16 protein-coding genes, 2 tRNA genes and 1 other RNA gene are annotated in these 15556 nt (G+C 70.1%); 4 read left to right on the forward strand and 15 right to left on the reverse strand.

The features are described from left to right. Positions 1–43: 43 nt before the first annotated feature. The 9 genes from G401_RS0107335 to G401_RS0107375 form a co-directional block, all read right to left on the reverse strand. Positions 44–1720, reverse strand: coding sequence for an ABC transporter substrate-binding protein (locus G401_RS0107335; RefSeq protein WP_027341988.1), 1677 nt, complete (start codon positions 1718–1720; stop codon positions 44–46). 145 nt (positions 1721–1865) lie between these two features. Then, the gene (gene recR, locus G401_RS0107340; protein ID WP_027341989.1) at positions 1866–2459 is read right to left on the reverse strand and encodes a recombination mediator RecR; all 594 of its coding nucleotides are present in this window, start codon (positions 2457–2459) and stop codon (positions 1866–1868) included. A 118-nt stretch (positions 2460–2577) separates the two neighbouring features. Beyond that, positions 2578–2898: a YbaB/EbfC family nucleoid-associated protein gene (locus G401_RS0107345; RefSeq protein ID WP_027341990.1), complete on the reverse strand. Its 321-nt coding sequence runs from the start codon at positions 2896–2898 to the stop codon at positions 2578–2580. 167 nt (positions 2899–3065) lie between these two features. Continuing rightward, complete coding sequence (locus G401_RS0107350) at positions 3066–5657, reverse strand: DNA polymerase III subunit gamma and tau (RefSeq protein ID WP_027341991.1); 2592 nt, start codon at positions 5655–5657, stop codon at positions 3066–3068. Between the two features lie 156 nt (positions 5658–5813). Further along, positions 5814–6983: an ABC transporter permease gene (locus tag G401_RS0107355; RefSeq protein WP_027341992.1), complete on the reverse strand. Its 1170-nt coding sequence runs from the start codon at positions 6981–6983 to the stop codon at positions 5814–5816. Continuing rightward, entirely contained in the window at positions 6980–7642 is a 663-nt protein-coding gene (locus G401_RS0107360; RefSeq protein ID WP_027341993.1) for an ABC transporter ATP-binding protein, read from the reverse strand. Before G401_RS0107360 ends, G401_RS0107355 begins: the two co-directional genes overlap by 4 nt. Then, positions 7639–8679, reverse strand: coding sequence for a peptidoglycan-binding domain-containing protein (locus G401_RS0107365; RefSeq protein WP_027341994.1), 1041 nt, complete (start codon positions 8677–8679; stop codon positions 7639–7641). The genes G401_RS0107360 and G401_RS0107365 overlap by 4 nt, the downstream gene beginning before the upstream one ends. Further along, positions 8676–9209 (reverse strand): hypothetical protein, encoded by a 534-nt coding sequence (locus G401_RS0107370; RefSeq protein WP_157545406.1) that lies wholly within the window; start codon positions 9207–9209, stop codon positions 8676–8678. Before G401_RS0107370 ends, G401_RS0107365 begins: the two co-directional genes overlap by 4 nt. A 109-nt stretch (positions 9210–9318) precedes the next feature. After that, a complete protein-coding gene (locus G401_RS0107375; RefSeq protein WP_034590904.1) occupies positions 9319–9525 on the reverse strand; it encodes a winged helix-turn-helix domain-containing protein in 207 nt (68 codons plus the stop codon). Positions 9526–10598: 1073 nt separating this feature from the next. On the opposite strand from G401_RS0107375, the gene G401_RS0107380 reads away from it, so the two are divergent. Together G401_RS0107380 and G401_RS0107385 are read left to right on the forward strand one after the other, a co-directional pair. Beyond that, positions 10599–11249 carry a response regulator transcription factor gene (locus G401_RS0107380; protein ID WP_027341997.1) on the forward strand — a complete coding sequence of 217 codons (651 nt, stop codon included), beginning with the start codon at positions 10599–10601 and terminating at the stop codon, positions 11247–11249. Then, positions 11246–12415: a sensor histidine kinase gene (locus tag G401_RS0107385; RefSeq protein ID WP_027341998.1), complete on the forward strand. Its 1170-nt coding sequence runs from the start codon at positions 11246–11248 to the stop codon at positions 12413–12415. The genes G401_RS0107380 and G401_RS0107385 overlap by 4 nt, the downstream gene beginning before the upstream one ends. On the opposite strand, the gene G401_RS0107390 is transcribed toward G401_RS0107385, so the two are convergent. The 3 genes from G401_RS0107390 to G401_RS0107400 all read right to left on the reverse strand — a co-directional run bounded on the left by G401_RS0107390 (position 12385) and on the right by G401_RS0107400 (position 13299). Continuing rightward, positions 12385–12576: a hypothetical protein gene (locus G401_RS0107390; RefSeq protein WP_027341999.1), complete on the reverse strand. Its 192-nt coding sequence runs from the start codon at positions 12574–12576 to the stop codon at positions 12385–12387. The two genes, G401_RS0107385 and G401_RS0107390, sit on opposite strands and share 31 nt — an antisense overlap. 128 nt (positions 12577–12704) lie before the next feature. Further along, complete coding sequence (locus tag G401_RS0107395) at positions 12705–13127, reverse strand: hypothetical protein (RefSeq protein WP_027342000.1); 423 nt, start codon at positions 13125–13127, stop codon at positions 12705–12707. A gap of 87 nt (positions 13128–13214) precedes the next feature. Next, positions 13215–13299 (reverse strand) — tRNA-Ser (locus G401_RS0107400). 59 nt (positions 13300–13358) lie between these two features. Between G401_RS0107400 and ffs the strand changes: the two genes are divergently transcribed. Beyond that, an RNA gene (gene ffs, locus G401_RS54065) (signal recognition particle sRNA small type) lies at positions 13359–13452 on the forward strand. A gap of 113 nt (positions 13453–13565) precedes the next feature. On the opposite strand, the gene G401_RS0107405 is transcribed toward ffs, so the two are convergent. Then, positions 13566–13652, reverse strand: a tRNA-Ser gene (locus G401_RS0107405). 86 nt (positions 13653–13738) lie between these two features. Between G401_RS0107405 and deoD the strand changes: the two genes are divergently transcribed. After that, entirely contained in the window at positions 13739–14446 is a 708-nt protein-coding gene (gene deoD / locus G401_RS0107410; RefSeq protein WP_027342001.1) for a purine-nucleoside phosphorylase, read from the forward strand. Here deoD and G401_RS0107415 read toward each other — a convergent pair. Continuing rightward, positions 14436–14888 carry an acyl-CoA thioesterase gene (locus G401_RS0107415; protein ID WP_027342002.1) on the reverse strand — a complete coding sequence of 151 codons (453 nt, stop codon included), beginning with the start codon at positions 14886–14888 and terminating at the stop codon, positions 14436–14438. The two genes, deoD and G401_RS0107415, sit on opposite strands and share 11 nt — an antisense overlap. A gap of 2 nt (positions 14889–14890) precedes the next feature. Beyond that, on the reverse strand, positions 14891–15523 hold the full coding sequence (locus G401_RS0107420; RefSeq protein ID WP_245601641.1) for a TetR/AcrR family transcriptional regulator: 633 nt from the start codon (positions 15521–15523) through the stop codon (positions 14891–14893). Positions 15524–15556 lie beyond the last annotated feature (33 nt).

Consider the following 15556-nt stretch of genomic DNA (forward strand, 5'->3'; position numbering starts at 1 on the left):
GCCCGCGAGATCACGGACGGCTGGCGCTTCCCGATTGGTACGGCTACTCGGTGTAGTACGCCCTCGCGTAGTGCTCGTCGGTCAGCGGGCTGGCCTTCACGCCGTCCACGTCCTTGCCCAGGACGAGCGAGGGCGGTCCGTGCGCGATCGGCACGCCCGGCACGAAGTCCATGATCTTCGCGTTGAGCGCGGCGTAGTCGTTGGCCCGCTTGGTCGCGTCCGGCTCCGCGTCCGCCGCCTTGAAGTCGGCGAAGAGCCCGGGGTTGGTGAAACCCCACTCCATCTTCGGCCGGTCGAACATGGTGCCGATGAAGTTGTACGCCTCGGAGTAGTCACCGGTCCAGCCGAGCAGGTGCAGGTCGTGCTTGTTGGTCGTCTGCACGGCGTTGATGTAGTCCGGGCTCCACTTGAGGGCCACCGGGGTCACCTGGATGCCGGCCGCCTTCAGGTCCGCGGCGATCAGCTCGTAGATGTCCTTCGGCGCCGGCATGTACGGCCGCGTGACCTCGGTCGGGTAGTAGAACTTCAGGTTCAGGTTGGTCACGCCGGCCTGCTGGAGCAGTTCCTTGGCCTTGTTCACGTCGTACGCGTACTTGGTGACGTTCTCGTTGTAGCCGGCCAGACCGGGCGGCTGGAACTCCAGCGCGACCGTGGAACCCTCCGGATACTTCGAGTCGACGATGGCCTGCCGGTTGATCGCGTACGCGATGGCCTGCCGGACCCGCACGTCCTTGAGCGCCGGGTTGCCGCTCTGGTTGATCGCCAGATACAGGATGTTGAAGGCCGGCCGGGTCAGGACGTGGAATCCGTCGGTCTTGAGCGCCTTGACGTCCGCCGGGGCCACCAGGTCGTAGCCCTGGATCTGCCCGTTGCGCAGCGCCTGCTTGCGGGCGGTCAGATCGGTGATCGTCTGGAAGATCAGCGTCTTGATCTTCGCCTTGTCGCCCCAGTAGTCGTCGAAGCGGGTCAGCTCGACGGTCTTCGCCGTGTGGTCCCACTTCACGAACTTGTACGCGCCCGTGCCGACCGGATGCCCCAGCGCGTACTCCGGGTAGGTCACGTTGTCGGCGGTGCCGGCGATCCCGTCGGCCTTGTAGTCCTGCAGCGCCTTGGGGCTCGACATGGAGAACGCCGGCAGCGCCAGGGCGGAGGGGAACTTGCTCGTGACGCGGGTGATCGTGATGTCGACCGTGCCCGGGTCCTTGGCGACGCAGCTCTTGAACAGGCTCGCCGGCAGGGCGGAGTTCTCGCTCTTGGCGAAGCCGCCGAAGACGTCCTGCCAGTACGAGGAGACGTCCTCGCTCTGCATCAGGCCCGAGAAGTTGTACCAGCGGTTGAAGTTCGTGCAGACGGCGTCGGCGTTGAAGTCCGTACCGTCCTGGAACTTGACGCCCTGGCGCAGCTTGAACGTCCACACCAGACCGGAGGCGTCCGGCGTCCAGCTCTCGGCCAGCGAGGGGATGATCTTCGTACCCCCCTCCTCGGCGCGTACCAGCCCTTCGAAGACCTGGCGGGCGATGCGGAACGACTCGCCGTCGCTGGCCAGCGCCGGATCGAGGACCTTCGCATCCCCCGCGACCCCGAACACCAGCTTGTCCTTCTTGCTGGAACTCGATGTGGACGTGTCGTCCCGCTTGCTCGCGCAACCGGCAACGGCAAGGGCGACGACGATCGACGCGGCGATGACCGCGGATGCCGATCGGGGCCTGGACGCGCTCATAGGGTTCACCTCTGTCCTAAGTGACGTGCACCGATGCATCGAACCTATCGGGTTCGGTTCATGACAGAGAGAGACCGATATCAGATCGTTGCGCGTCTTTAGCTGGATCGTGGCGAGTCCTACCTCGACCGTGGCGCGTCTTTCACTAGATCGTGCGGCGGCCCTCGAAAGCCCGGCCGAGCGTGATCTCGTCGGCGTACTCGAGATCGCCGCCGACCGGAAGACCGCTGGCCAGACGCGAGACCGTGATCCCCATCGGCTTCACGAGCAGCGCGATGTAGGTGGCGGTCGCCTCGCCCTCGGTGTTCGGGTCGGTCGCGAGGATCAGCTCCTTCACCTCACCGTCGGCCAGCCGCTGCATCAACTCGCGTACGCGCAGGTTGTCGGGGCCGACGCCCTCCAGCGGATTGATCGCCCCGCCGAGCACGTGATAGCGCCCCCGGAACTCGTTCGTACGCTCGATCGCCACGACGTCCTTCGGCTCCTCGACGACGCAGAGGATCTCGTCCGAGCGGCGCGGGTCGCGGCAGATCCGGCACTTGTCGTCCTCGGCGACGTTGAAGCAGATCGTGCAGAACTTCACGACCTCCTTCACCTTCACCAGGGAGGCGGCCAGCCGCCGCACGTCGATCGGGTCGGCCGACAGCACATGGAAGGCCAGGCGCTGAGCGCTCTTCGGGCCGATGCCGGGCAGCCGGCCCAGCTCGTCGATCAGGTCCTGGATCGCACCCTCGTACATGGACGCCTCCCCTCCGCCTTCCCCTGCTTGTCGCGGCCCGGCTCGGACCGTGTCCGCCGGGGCCTGGATCAGAACGTGTTCGCCGCGGCCCGGTCGGGGCCGGTTCGCCGCGGCCCGGTCAGAACGGCAGGCCCATGCCGCCGGTCAGCGGGCCCATCTTCGCGTCGCGGACCTTGGCGGCCTCGTCGAGGGCGCTGGTGAAGGCGTCGAGCACGAGGTCTTCCAGCGTCTCGACGTCGTCGGCGTCGACCACCTTCGGATCGATCTTCACCGAGCGCGGCGCGCCGTCACCGGTGACCGTGACGGTGACCAGGCCGTTGCCCGACGAAGCGGTCAGCTCCAGCTCGGCCAGCTCCGCCTGAGCCGCCTCGAGCTTGCGCTGCATCTGCTGCGCCTGCTTCATGAGCTGCTGCATGTTCGGCATGCCACCCGGGCGCATCTCGTTCTCCTTCTCGACAGTTCTGATCCACTCGCGTCTGGTCCACTCGCGGCGGACCGCCTTGCGCACAGCACCGGCGGGCCGTCCCTTGCACAGCGTAGTCGGCGGCGGACGGGACACCCGTCGCCACTACGCGGTCACCGCCGGACCACCGTCGCGGCCCGGCGTCAGATGTCGGCGATCTTCTCGACGTGGCCGAAGGACTGCCGCAGGGAGTCCATGGCCTGCTCCTCGATCGACTGGCCGGCCACCGCGACGTCGATGATCTCGTCGGTCGGCTCGTCCCCCGGATCGAAGCCGGGCTCGGCCGGTCCGGCGACCGGGGCCTGCGCGGCGCGCTGCCGGGCCGCGGCGGCGTTGCGGGCCGCGTTGGCGGCGGCACTGCGCCCCGGGCTCTCCTTGGCCGCCATCGCGCGTTGCGGCGCGACCGCGGCACCCCGGACGGCCGCACTCGTCGCCGCACCCGCGTACGCCGGCGCGGCCGCCGGTACGCGTACCGGGGCGGGACGTCCGGTCGGGCCGTCGAACTCGGGATCGTAGGGCGGCTCGTCGAGCGGGCCGAAGTCGTCGTCGACCGTCGCCACGGCCGAGGGGCGTACCGCCGCCTGGGAGCGGGGGGCCTCGGGGGCCGCGTCACCGCCCGCCGGACGCTGCGGTGCCTGGCCGCCGATGGGTGCCGTGGCGGGCCACTCCTCGACCGCTGCCGGAGCCGGGGTCGCGGGCGGAGCCGAACGCGGGGCCGCGGACGGCGTACGCCCACCGGCCGGGGCTGCGGTACGCCCACCGCGCGGCGCGGCACCGCCCCCGCCGCCGCGCTGATCGCCGCCGACCTCGCAGCGCAGTTGCCAGCTCCCGCCGAGGACCTCGTGGATCGCCTCCAGCAGGGCGTCCGGGTCGGCGCTCACGGAGTTGGCGTGGAAGGAGGCCTTGAAGACCAGGATGATCGTGTTGCCCTCGACGTCGCGGACGACGCCGTCGCGGGCCATCGCCGCGATCCGCTTGTTGGCGCGGCCGGTCAGGACCACGATGTCGTCCCAGGCCCGCCGGACGGTCGGCCCGTCGACGGGACCACCGGCCGCGTTCGCCGCACCGCCCACGTTCGCCGTCGCTGCCGGAGAAGTCGCGGGGGCCGCGCTCACGGGCGTGTTCGGGCGAGCCGGAGCAGCGCTCACCGGCGCGTTCGCCCGGGTCTCCGCCGGGCGGGCCGGAGCAGCGCTCACGGGTGCGTTCGCCCGGGTCTCCGCCGGGGCGGAGGTCGCACTCACCGGGGCGGCCGATCCGCCGTCGAACCGGGTCGCCGCGGCACCGCCTTCCGGGGCGTCGTCATGCCAGGGCGGACCGGGGTCGTCCCCGGCCGCGGCGCCGTCGTCGGCCGAGTCGGCGGCGGTCGCCGGAGTGCCCGGCGTGGCCGCCGAGTTGCCGGCCGGAGTGGATTTCGGGGCGCTTCCGCGCGGGGCGGCGGCTGCCGCCGCGGCCGCACGGGCTGCCGCCCGGCCGCCGCCGGAACCACCGGTAGCGGCGGAGCCGGGATCGTCGTCGTGCTCCGGCGCACCGGCGGTGGCCACCGGGGCCGCTCCGCCTACGGAACCGGCCGGGCGGACGACGACTCCCTGCTCCAGACGTTCCAGCCGGGACAGGACACCCAGCTCGGACTCGTCCGCGGCGGGCAGCAGCATCCGGGCGGTGACCAGCTCCAGCAGCAGCCGCGTCGACGTGGTTCCCCGCATCTCGACGAGTCCGCCGTGGACGATCTCGGCCCAGCGGGTGAGCGTCGCCGGCCCCGTACGCTGCGCCTGTGCCTGCATCCGGTCGGCCTCGTCGGCCGGCGTGTCGATGAGACCCTTCGCGATCGCGTCCGGAACCTGGCGCAGCAGGATCAGATCGCGCAGCCGTTCCAGCAGGTCGGCGGTGAATCGGCGGGGATCGTGGCCGGCCTCGGCGACCCGGTCGATGGTGGCGAACGCGGCCCCCGCGTCCCCGGCCCCGAGCGCGTCGCACATCTCGTCGATGAGGCCGGCGTCGGTGACCCCGAGCAGCGAGACGGCCCGCGCGTAGGTGACGCCGTCGTCGCCGGCGCCCGCCATGAGCTGGTCCAGCACCGACAGCGAGTCCCGGGCGGAGCCCGCGCCGGCCCGCACGACCAGCGGGAACACCCGCGGGTCGACGGTCACCTTCTCGACCTCGCAGAGGTATTCGAGGTAGGGCCGCAGCACGCTCGGCGGAATCAGCCGGAACGGGTAGTGGTGCGTACGCGACTTGATCGTGCCGAGGACCTTCTCCGGCTCCGTGGTCGCGAACACGAACTTCACGTAGTCCGGCGGCTCCTCGACCAGCTTGAGCAGCGCGTTGAAGCCGGCCGACGAGACCATGTGCGCCTCGTCGATGATGTAGATCTTGAATCGGCTGACAGCCGGCGCGAAGAAGGCACGCTCGCGCAGCTCACGAGCGTCGTCCACGCCACCGTGCGAGGCCGCGTCGATCTCGATGACGTCGATCGAGCCGGGGCCGTCGGGAGCCAGCGCGCGGCACGACTCGCACTCGCCGCACGGCTCGGGCGTCGGGCCCTTCTCGCAGTTCAGCGAGCGGGCGAGGATGCGGGCGCTGGAGGTCTTGCCACAGCCGCGCGGCCCCGAGAACAGGTACGCGTGGTTCAGCCGCCCGCTGCGCAGAGCCTGGATGAGCGGCTCGGTGACGTGCTCCTGGCCGATCACCTCCGCGAAGGTGCGCGGACGGTACTTGCGATAGAGCGCCAGCGCCACGGATCTCCACCTCCCAGCTCGGGCGGCTCACCGGACAGGGTTCGCCGACCCATAGCCTCTCACGCCCCACCGACACCGACGCACCCCGACGGCGGCCACACGCGCGGGCGGGTGACACCCGTCGCACCGGCCGTGACCACCGCCGGGGTACGCCGGTCACGGCGCGGCCAGCGCCTCGGTCGGGGACAGCCGGGCGGCGCGTACCGCGGGGTAGAGGCCGGCCACCGCGCCGATCACGACAGTCGCCCCCAAACCGCCCGCGTACGCCCAGACGGGCAGGGCCACCGGCCATCCCTGGAGCGTGGCGTAGAACGCGGTAACGGCGCTGCCGAGGGCGACCCCGCCGGCCCCGCCGAGCACCGACAGCAGGAGTGATTCGGTGAGGAACTGGACGCGTACGTGGCCCCGGGTGGCGCCGAGCGACCGCCGCAGCCCGATCTCCGCCCGGCGCTCCAGCACCGAGATCACCATCGTGTTCGCCACTCCGACCCCGCCGACGAGCAGCGCCACCGCGCCGAGGCCGAGCAGCAGGCCGGTGAACGCCTGGTCGGTGGCCCGCTGCGCGGCCAGCGCGTCGGACGGGCGGGAGACCGTGACCTCCTCCGGATGCCCGGGGCTGGCCGTGGCGGCGAGGACCGCGCGGACCGATTCGACGTCGGCGGTCGCCGAGCGGCAGTAGACCGACGTCGGATGCCCCTCGAAACCCAGGTACGCCGCCGCCGCGTCCCAGCCGACCAGGGCGGCCGAGTCCAGCTCGGGAGCCAGCGGGATCGGGTCGAGGATGCCGGCCACGCTGAACCACTGCCCGCCGAGCCAGACGCGTACGCCGGGCTGGTGGAGATCCAACCGGCGGGCGGCCCTGGCCCCGAGGACGACGGCCTGGTGCCCCGCGGTGGCCTCGGTCAGCCACGAGCCGGCGGCGACGTGGCCGCCGACGGTGTCCAGCAGGTTGGGCCGGGCGGCGAGGACGGCGATGCTGTTGGTCTTGCCGCGCGCGATGTGATCGTTGCGGTAGACCGAGGCTTCCAGGACCGCCGTCCCGCTCGCCTTCTCGACCGGGCCGATCCGGTCGACCATCTCGACGGCCTGCTCCGGCAGCTGGGCGGCCTGCCCGAACAGCGTCTTGCCCGGCCCGGCCACCAGCAGGTTCGTGCCGAGCTTCGCGAGCTGCTGATCGAGCTGCGCCCGCGACGAGGTCGAGATCCCGACGACGGCCAGCATCGCGGCGATGCCGATGGCGATCCCGAGGGCCGACAGGAACACCCGCAACGGCCGCGTACGCAGTCCGGCGACGCCGACCCGGGCGAGATCGGCGGGCGCGATCACGACACCACCCGCCCGTCCCGCATCCGGATCCGCCGCGGCAGGCCGTCCGCGATGCCGAGGTCGTGGGTCACGACGAGCACCGTCGTCCCGGCGTCGTGCAACTCGCCGAGCAGCTTCATCACGCCCGCCCCCGACGCCGAGTCGAGGTTGCCCGTCGGCTCGTCGGCCAGCAGCAGCGCGGGCTCGCGCACGACCGCGCGGGCGATCGCCACCCGCTGCCGTTCACCGCCGGACAGTTCGTGCGGGCGGTGATCCAGCCGGTGGTCCAGGCCGACCCGCGCCAGCGCCTCGGCGGCGCGAGCTCGTCTTTCCTTCCGGCGTACGCCGGCGTAGAGCAGCCCGTCGGCGACGTTGTCGAGCACGCTCACCCCGGCGGCCAGATGGAACTGCTGGAAGACGAAGCCGATGCGCTCGGCCCGCAGGCCGGACAGCTGCTTGTCATTCAACGTCGCCACGTCCGTCCCGTCGATCGCGATCCGGCCGGCCGTCGGGCGGTCGAGCGTACCCATGAGCTGCAGCAGGGTGGACTTGCCGGAGCCGGACGGCCCGACGACCGCCGCCAGTTCACCGCGCCCGACCTCGATCGAGACGTCGTCGAGGGCCAGCACCGACCCGCCGTACCGTTTGGACACTCCCTCCAGCAGCACGACCGCGCTCACGTGGGCATCCCGACGATCTGTCCCTCGGCGATCCCGCCGCCGCCGACCTCGACCAGCCCGTCGGCGAACAGACCGACCTGAACGGCCACGATCCGCGTACCCGATGCTTCGTGCACTTCGAGGCCGTAACCACCCTCGGCGAGCGCGAGCAGCGCGGCGACCGGAACCGTCAGGACGTTCTTGCGTTCCTCGGCGACGTAGCGGACGTCCACCGGGGTTTTGGCGAGGCTGCCCAGCTTCGCCTGATCGGCGATCGTGACCGTGACCGGCAGCGTGGCGTTGCCCGCCCCGGGCTGACCGGGATCGGCGCTGGCCTCGGCGCCGACGGTCTCGATCTTCCCGGCCACCTCGATGCTGCCCGGCAACGTGATCGTCACCGCCGTACCCGGCACCGCCCAGGCGTGATCGTCCGCCGCCACGTCGACCGTGACCGTCTTCCGCGTACCGGTGTAGGTCAGGATCTCCCCCGTCGCGGCCGCACCCGGCCGCACCTTCAGCTCCTCGACCCGCAGCCGCCCGGCCGCGTACACGATCGCCGCGGGGTCCACCATGCCGGTCTCGGCCAGGCCCAGGTCCTTCTGCCACCGCCGCACCGCGGTCGCCGTACTCGCACTGAACTTGTCGTCCACGCTGAAGCCCTTATAGCCCAAGGCTTTGAGGTTCTCCTCGAACTGCTTCACGTCCGGCCCCTCGGTCCCCACCACCAGCGGCCTGTACGCGGGCATCGCGCCGAACAGCAACGTCACGGGCCTGTCGTCGGCCCGCAGCAACGCGCCGCCCCGGTCGACCGCGGCCCCGACGGCCGGCAGCCACGTCACCGTCCCCGCCGCCCGGCTGACCAGCGGAATCGCTTCCCCGTACGCGAGTTCGCCGCTCACGGTCTTGGCATCGGCGAGATCCTGCCGGGTGACCGTCGCCGTGGTCCCGCCGTGGTCCGTCGCCTGTGGATCGTGCTGCCCACCGGTGTTGAGCACGATCACCGTCACGGCCGCGGCCAACGCGAGCACGCCGCCACCGGCCAGCCACCCCGCCCTCATCCGCCCGCCCCGATCCGGGGAGCCTTGGACTGGCAGGCCTTCAACGCCGCCGGCAGCTTCGGATTCGTCTTCACGGCCCCCGGGTCCGCGAACTTCATCTCGCCCGTCTCCGGATCGGGATCCGGCCAGTCCTCGATCCCGTGATCGCGTACGCACTGCGAGAACAGGCGCAGCTTCTCGATGTCCTCGGCGGTGAGCTTGACCTTGTTCCCGTCGCCCGAGGAGGCGTACGCCCGGCAGGCTTCGTAGGCGGCCTGGATCCGGGCCGGATCGAAACTCGGTCCGACCTGCGGATCGCCTTTCTTGCCCAGCTGCAGCTCGACCCCGTGATCGTGCATGCACTGCTGGAACTGGATCGCCCGATCGTCGTCGTCCGCCGCGGGCGAAGGTCCTGGACTCGCGCTGGTCGCGATCACCGGAGCGCCGGACTGCGCCGTCGCCACGTGAGGAGTGTTCGAGGTCTTGCAACCGGCCGTGACCGTCAACGCCAGAACGGCCAGGACGACGGCTGGTCGGGTTCGGAGTTTCATGGGGGCAGCCAACGCGGCCGGCCGTAAAGGGGTCGTCAGCGGAAACGCTTATGCGCCCCTTATCCGCCCCGTCGCCACCCGATGGATCATGCGCAACGGACGCCCGTTCTCAGGCAACGAACGTGCCCGCACCGCCACGACCCACGACCAGGCCGTCGTGCCGGAGCAGCATCATCATCCGGGCGATCGTCGCCCGGTGCACCGAGTACAGCATCGCCAGTTCGTCCTGCGTGGGAAGCTTCTCCCCGGACCGATAGCCCGCCTCACCGCGGTTGATCCGCGCCTTGATGTCGGCGTAAATCTCGGTGCTGCTCATCGGTACTGCGGGCACGAACGCAATCCTCCCCCGGTCGGCCGATCGATTGGATCACGCGCGAGAGTGGCATGCCAGAAACAGCGGCAACTGTAGCAACATTTGCTAACGTCCTTTCTGGTCAGTTGACAATCCTGGGGAGGACCTACATGAGCTGCAACAACGCCACGCCCGCCGGGAAAGATGCGCCTATAGGCGTACGCGAAGAGTGGCACGCGATGGTCCGCCATCTGCGCCACCTCCGTGGGAACACCGCCCATCCGCTGCGCGACCGCCGCTGGCACGACCCGGAATCGGATTCGTACGGCTGGCCGCGACTTCGCCCGGCCAGGCACCGCCACTGATCAGCCGCTCGTCCGCACCACGATGGTCGTGGCGGTTCAAGGGCCGTCCGCGGCATAGGTGGCTGATGATCATGTCCGCCGGAGGGAGTGATCATTTACGGATGAGGTGTGAAATCGGCCGACGACTGCATGATCGTTTACGGTTCCGGGGTGCGTAGACGGCTCCTGGTCGCGCCAGACGCGTAAACGATCATGCAAGGCGGGCCGGAAATGACGCCTCAGCCGTAAACGATCAAGAAACAGCGACCATGGTCCAGCTGACGGAAGATCCTTCCCGCATCACGGACAACCGGCGACAGCGGAGCGGCTCGGGTGTGATCCACAGCGGCTGAGATGTAGAAATCCAGTCCTCACCCAAGATCCAAAGCGCTACGGATGTAGAGAACCCGCCCTAACAAACATCCCAGCCGTTAACGATCGAGGAGCAGGCCCGAAAACTACATCCCAACCGGGATCCGAGTATGAGCCGCGCCGCTCCCATGATCAACTACACCTTGCCCGGATTGTCGGGACCTCGAAGGCTGTTCGCCGCCAGCTTCATCATCAGCGCGATGGATCGCCCCGCCCGGATCGCCTCCGGAACCGGTCAACGACAAGGCCGCCGATGCCCGTCGCGACTCTGATCCGGACGATCGCCGCCGGGGTCGCACCCAGACATGGCCGGGTGAGTCGTTTTATGGCGCCCTTACATCCCCACTGGTAGACATGCCCCCAGCAGACCAAGGGGGCCGGATGCGCGTACTGGTGGTGGAGGACGAGACCCTCATGGCCGACGCCATAGTCGAAGGGCTGCGCCGCGAATCCCTCGCCGTCGACGTCGCCTACGACGGGGACGCCGCCCTCGAACGGCTGGGCGTCAACGCGTACGACGTGGTGGTTCTGGACAGGGATCTGCCCGGTGTCTCCGGCGATGAGATCTGCCAGGGACTGGCCGGCGGCGACACCCGGGTGCTGATGCTGACCGCGGCGGGTGATCTCGCGGACCGCGTGGCCGGCCTGAGTCTCGGCGCCGACGACTACCTCCCGAAGCCGTTCGCCTTTCTGGAACTCGTGGCCCGGGTACGCGCGCTCGGCCGCAGAGCCCGCCCCGCGACGCCGCCGGTCCTCGCCAGGCAGGGCATCTCCCTGGACCCGAGCCGGCGTGAGGTGTTCCGGGACGGAAGGTACGTCGCCTTGTCCCGCAAGGAATTCGCGGTCCTGGAGGAACTGCTCCGGGCGGCCGGGGCCGTCGTGTCCGCCGAGGACCTGCTGGAACGCGCGTGGGACGAGAACATCGACCCGTTCACCAACGTCGTGCGCGTCACGATGATGACCCTGCGCCGCAAGCTCGGTACGCCGGTCGTCATCGACACCGTCCCGGGAGTGGGGTACCGGATCCCATGAGTTTCCTGCGCCGGCACTGGACCCTGCGCGTACGCCTGACGGTCGTGTTCGGGCTGCTGTTCTTCCTGGCCGGGGCGGTGGTCCTGGCGGTGACGTATTTCCTGATGCACCGGACGCTGGGGCAGGCGCCCTACAACATCTCGCTCGACTTCCTGCCGGACAACGTCATCGCGAAGTCCGTGCTCGCCGACAAGTACAACAAGATCGTCGAGTCGATCCAGGCGTACCGGGCACTGACGTTGAAGTCGCTGCTGCAGCAGGGCGGCGTGGCGCTGCTGGCCGTCGGGGTGGTCGCGATCGGCATCGCGTGGATCCTGACCGGGCGGGTGCTGCGGCCGATCGCGCAGATCACCGCGACCGCCCGGCGGGTGGCCGACCGGAACCTGCACGAGCGCATCAACGCGACCGGCGCCCACGACGAGGTACGCGAACTCGCCGACACGCTCGACTCGATGCTGGACCGGCTCGACCGGGCGTTCGACGGGCAGCGGCGGTTCGTCGGCAACGCCTCGCACGAGCTGAAGACCCCGTTGGCGATCAACCGTACGCTGATCGAGGTCGCCATGGGCCGCCCCGACGCTCCGCCGGAGCTGCTGCAGCTCGGCCAGACGCTGCTGGAGGTCAACGCGCGGCACGAGCGGCTCATCGACGGCCTGCTCATGCTGGCGCGGGCCGAGAACCGGCTGACCGGTGTCGAACCCGTCGACCTGGTCTCGATCTGCTCGCATCTGCTGGAAGGCGTCCCAGGCGCGCTCCGCGAGCTCGCACCGGCCGTCGTGGCCGGCGATCCGATCCTGCTGGAGCGCCTCGCGCTCAACCTGATCCAGAACGCCACGCGCTACAACGTCCCCGGCGGTTCGGTCCGGGTCCGCTGCGCCACCGCGGGCGCCGGCTGCGTACTCACCGTCGAGAACACCGGGCCCGTCGTGGGCGCGTACGAGATCCCGGCGCTGTTCGAGCCGTTCCGCCGGCTCGGTGCCGACCGCGTGGGCTCGGCCAAGGGAACGGGCCTCGGCCTGAGCATCGTCCGTTCCATCGCCCGGGCCCACGACGGCGACGTCACGGCCACCCCCCGCCCGGGCGGCGGCCTGGTCGTCACGGTCACTCTTCCGGCATTCTCCCCGAGTACGCCGAATCAGCGTCCCGCGTTGACGTCGGCGCTCTGACGATTGGTGTCGACGGCGGTCTGCCCCGCCGGTTTGACGGTGATCCGCAGGTCGTAGTCGACGGGGTGCCACGCGGCGAACAGGGCCGCCGCCCTGTTCATGTCGGTGTCACGGCCGAGCAGTTCGGGTTCGGGCAGCTTGCTGAGATCGATGGTCGGCACGGTAGCCTCCACGCGTGCGCTGGGTGCGGGACGATGAGGGGTCCCGTTCTGTGCAGCGCTCACGTTCAGGCGCCCGTCACATCACCCGATCGGGGTCGGGCCTTTCCCCGAGCCCTCAGATCACCTGGTCAGAGGACATGAAGATCGGTGAGGACGAAGGCCCAGCGGCCGTCCACCTCTTCGATGTCGAACAGGGCGGTCAGGTCGCTCCACTCCCCGTCCAGGGGCAGGTCGAACTCGATGCCCGGCAGCCCGTGCCCCCGGACCACCTCGGCGTGCGGCTGCCGGTCCGGCGCGTCCGCGGGCGGCTTCGCCGTCGCGATCGGGGTGACACGGACGACGCTGCCGTCGCCGAGCGGCTCCCAGAAGCCGTAGTTGCCGATGTAGTTCTCCAGCGACTCCGCCGTCCAGCGCCCCGCCGCGTAGTCGTCCGGGGGGATGTAGAGCAGTTGCACGGCGGCCTGGAAGCTGCCGGCCGCCACGAGGTCCACCCAGTCGCGCACGACCGACAGCAGTTCGTCGTCGCCCGCACCCACCGCCACCGTACGCATGGACGGCAGGGTAACAATCGGGTCCGGATACAGAACGAGGACCAGCTTGGATGGGGCTGGTCCTCGTTCCGCTACTGCTCAACCGAGCGGAGGATACGAGATTCGAACTCGTGAGGGTTTTATCCCAACACGCTTTCCAAGCGTGCGCCCTAGGCCTCTAGGCGAATCCTCCGTGCGCAAGGATACATACCGCCCGGTGGTCCGCTCATCCGGGATACCGGGTACAGTGGCGTAGCCCCTCGCGTGGCGTCATCTCGCGAACCTCCCCAGGGCCGGAAGGCAGCAAGGATAAGCGAGCTCTGTCGGGTGCGCGGGGGGCCCTTTCGTCTCCTCAGCCGTGGTGACCACGCCCACAGGCGGCCGGAGAGATCCTCGGAAGAACCCGCGCGGAAAACACCAACGGCCCGTGTCCGAGGACACGAGCCGGGGAAAGAAGAGCGGTGGCGGCGGGATTTGAACCCGCGGACGCCTTACGACGTCACACGCTTTCGAGGCGTGCTCCTTAGGCCACTCGGACACACCACCGGGCAGTACCTTACACGACCTCCGGCCGCGCGGTCACATCGGTAACCGAGGCACGTGGAACCGGACAACGTGCGAAGATCGGGACCATGAGTACGCACATCGGAGCACAACCCGGCGAGATCGCCGAGCGGGTTCTCATGCCGGGCGACCCCCTGCGGGCCAAGTGGATCGCGGAGAACTTCCTGCAGGACGCCACGTGCTACTCCACGGTACGCAACATGTTCGGCTTCACCGGGACGTTCCGCGGCGTACCGGTGTCGGTGCAGGGTTCGGGGATGGGCATGCCGTCGGCGTCGATCTACGCCCACGAGCTGATCAACGAGTACGGCGTGAAGACGCTGATCCGGGTCGGGTCGTGCGGAGCGCTGGCCGAGTCGCTGAACCTGCGCGACGTGGTGGCCGCGATCGGCTCGTCGACCGATTCGAACATGAACCGGATGCGCTTCGACGGGCTCATCGACTACGCCCCGGTGGCGAACTTCGCGCTGCTGCGTACGGCGGTCGACGTCGCCGAGGCCAAGGGGATCACGATGCACGTGGGCCCGATCCTGGCCGCCGACGCGTTCTACACCGACCGGCCCGACCTGTACGACACGCTCGCGGACTACGGCGTGCTGGCCGTGGAGATGGAGTCGGCGGCGCTCTACACGATCGCCGCCCGGTTCGGGGCCCGCGCGCTGACGATCCTCACGGTCAGTGATCACATCAAGCGCGGCGAGGCCACCACGTCACAGGAGCGCGAGCAGACCTTCTCCCAGATGGTCGAGATCGCGCTCGAGACCGCTATCGCTTGAGCAGGACCGCTGTCATCTCCCGGCCCTCGGGGGTCCAGCTCGCCGGCTTCCCGGTACGCCCATCGAACTTGACCATGACCCGGCGGCCTTCGGCGTACACCCGGGTGTGGTCGGGCGACAGGAACCGGAAGCCGTAGACGGCGCTGGAGTCGCCCTGGTGATCGAGCCAGAAGTGGACGTCGAGCGAGCCGGTGCCGCGGACCGGGAGGTGGTAGGTGATGGTGAACTCGCGCACGGCGGCGATCATGTCGCTGCTGCTCGGCGCGCCGGAGGCGAAGTCGTAGCCGTGCTCCGCGAACCAGGCGGAGATCGCGCGTTCCAGCAGGAGCGCGTAGCGGGCGTTGTGCAGCAGGCCGACGGCGTCCAGGTCGTCGAAGTGGACCGTCGCCGGGCGGACGGCGCCGTAGGTGATGTCGGGCGCCTCGATGGCGGTGGCGGTCACGTTCACTCCTCGGGTAGCAGGTTCGGGTCGGTCGTCGCGGCGCGCAGTCGGCGCAGGACGGCCGTACGCGCCGCGTGCACGGACGCGTCGAGCAGGCGGGTGTGCAGCATGGCGGCCACCCCGGCGGCGTCGATCTCGAAGGCGAGCTGGCCGACCTCGGTGCCGGCCGGCAGTTCGCCCAGCTCGACGGCCTCGGTGATCAGCCGTTCGAGCAGGATCAGCCACTCGCCGAGGACTTCGCTGAGCCGGCGCGCGACCGCGCCGGTACGCCCGGCGTACTCGAACTCGGCGACGGCGAAGAAGCAGCCGCCGGGCAGGACGCGTTCGGTGTAGAACGCGAGCCGGGCCTCGTGCAGCGCGAACAGCCGCCGTACGCCGCGCGGCTGCCGCAGGGCCGGGGCCACCACGCGGTCGGCCCAGAGCTTGCGGGCCTGGTCGATGGTGGCGAGCTGGAGCTCTTCCTTGGACTTCCAGTGCGCGAAGAGGCCGGACTTGCTGACCCCCAGCCGCTCGGCGAGCTGGCTCAGGGACAGCCCGGACAGGCCGGCCTCGGTGGCCAGCGCGACGGCCGTGTCGAGCACGGCGGTACGCGTACGCTCGCCGCGCAGCATCCGGCCGTCCTCGATCTTCGTCACGAGTGCAGTCTAAGAAAAAGAACGACCGGTCGT

Source organism: Hamadaea tsunoensis DSM 44101 (genome assembly GCF_000428945.1).
Taxonomy (GTDB): Bacteria; Actinomycetota; Actinomycetes; order Mycobacteriales; family Micromonosporaceae; genus Hamadaea; species Hamadaea tsunoensis.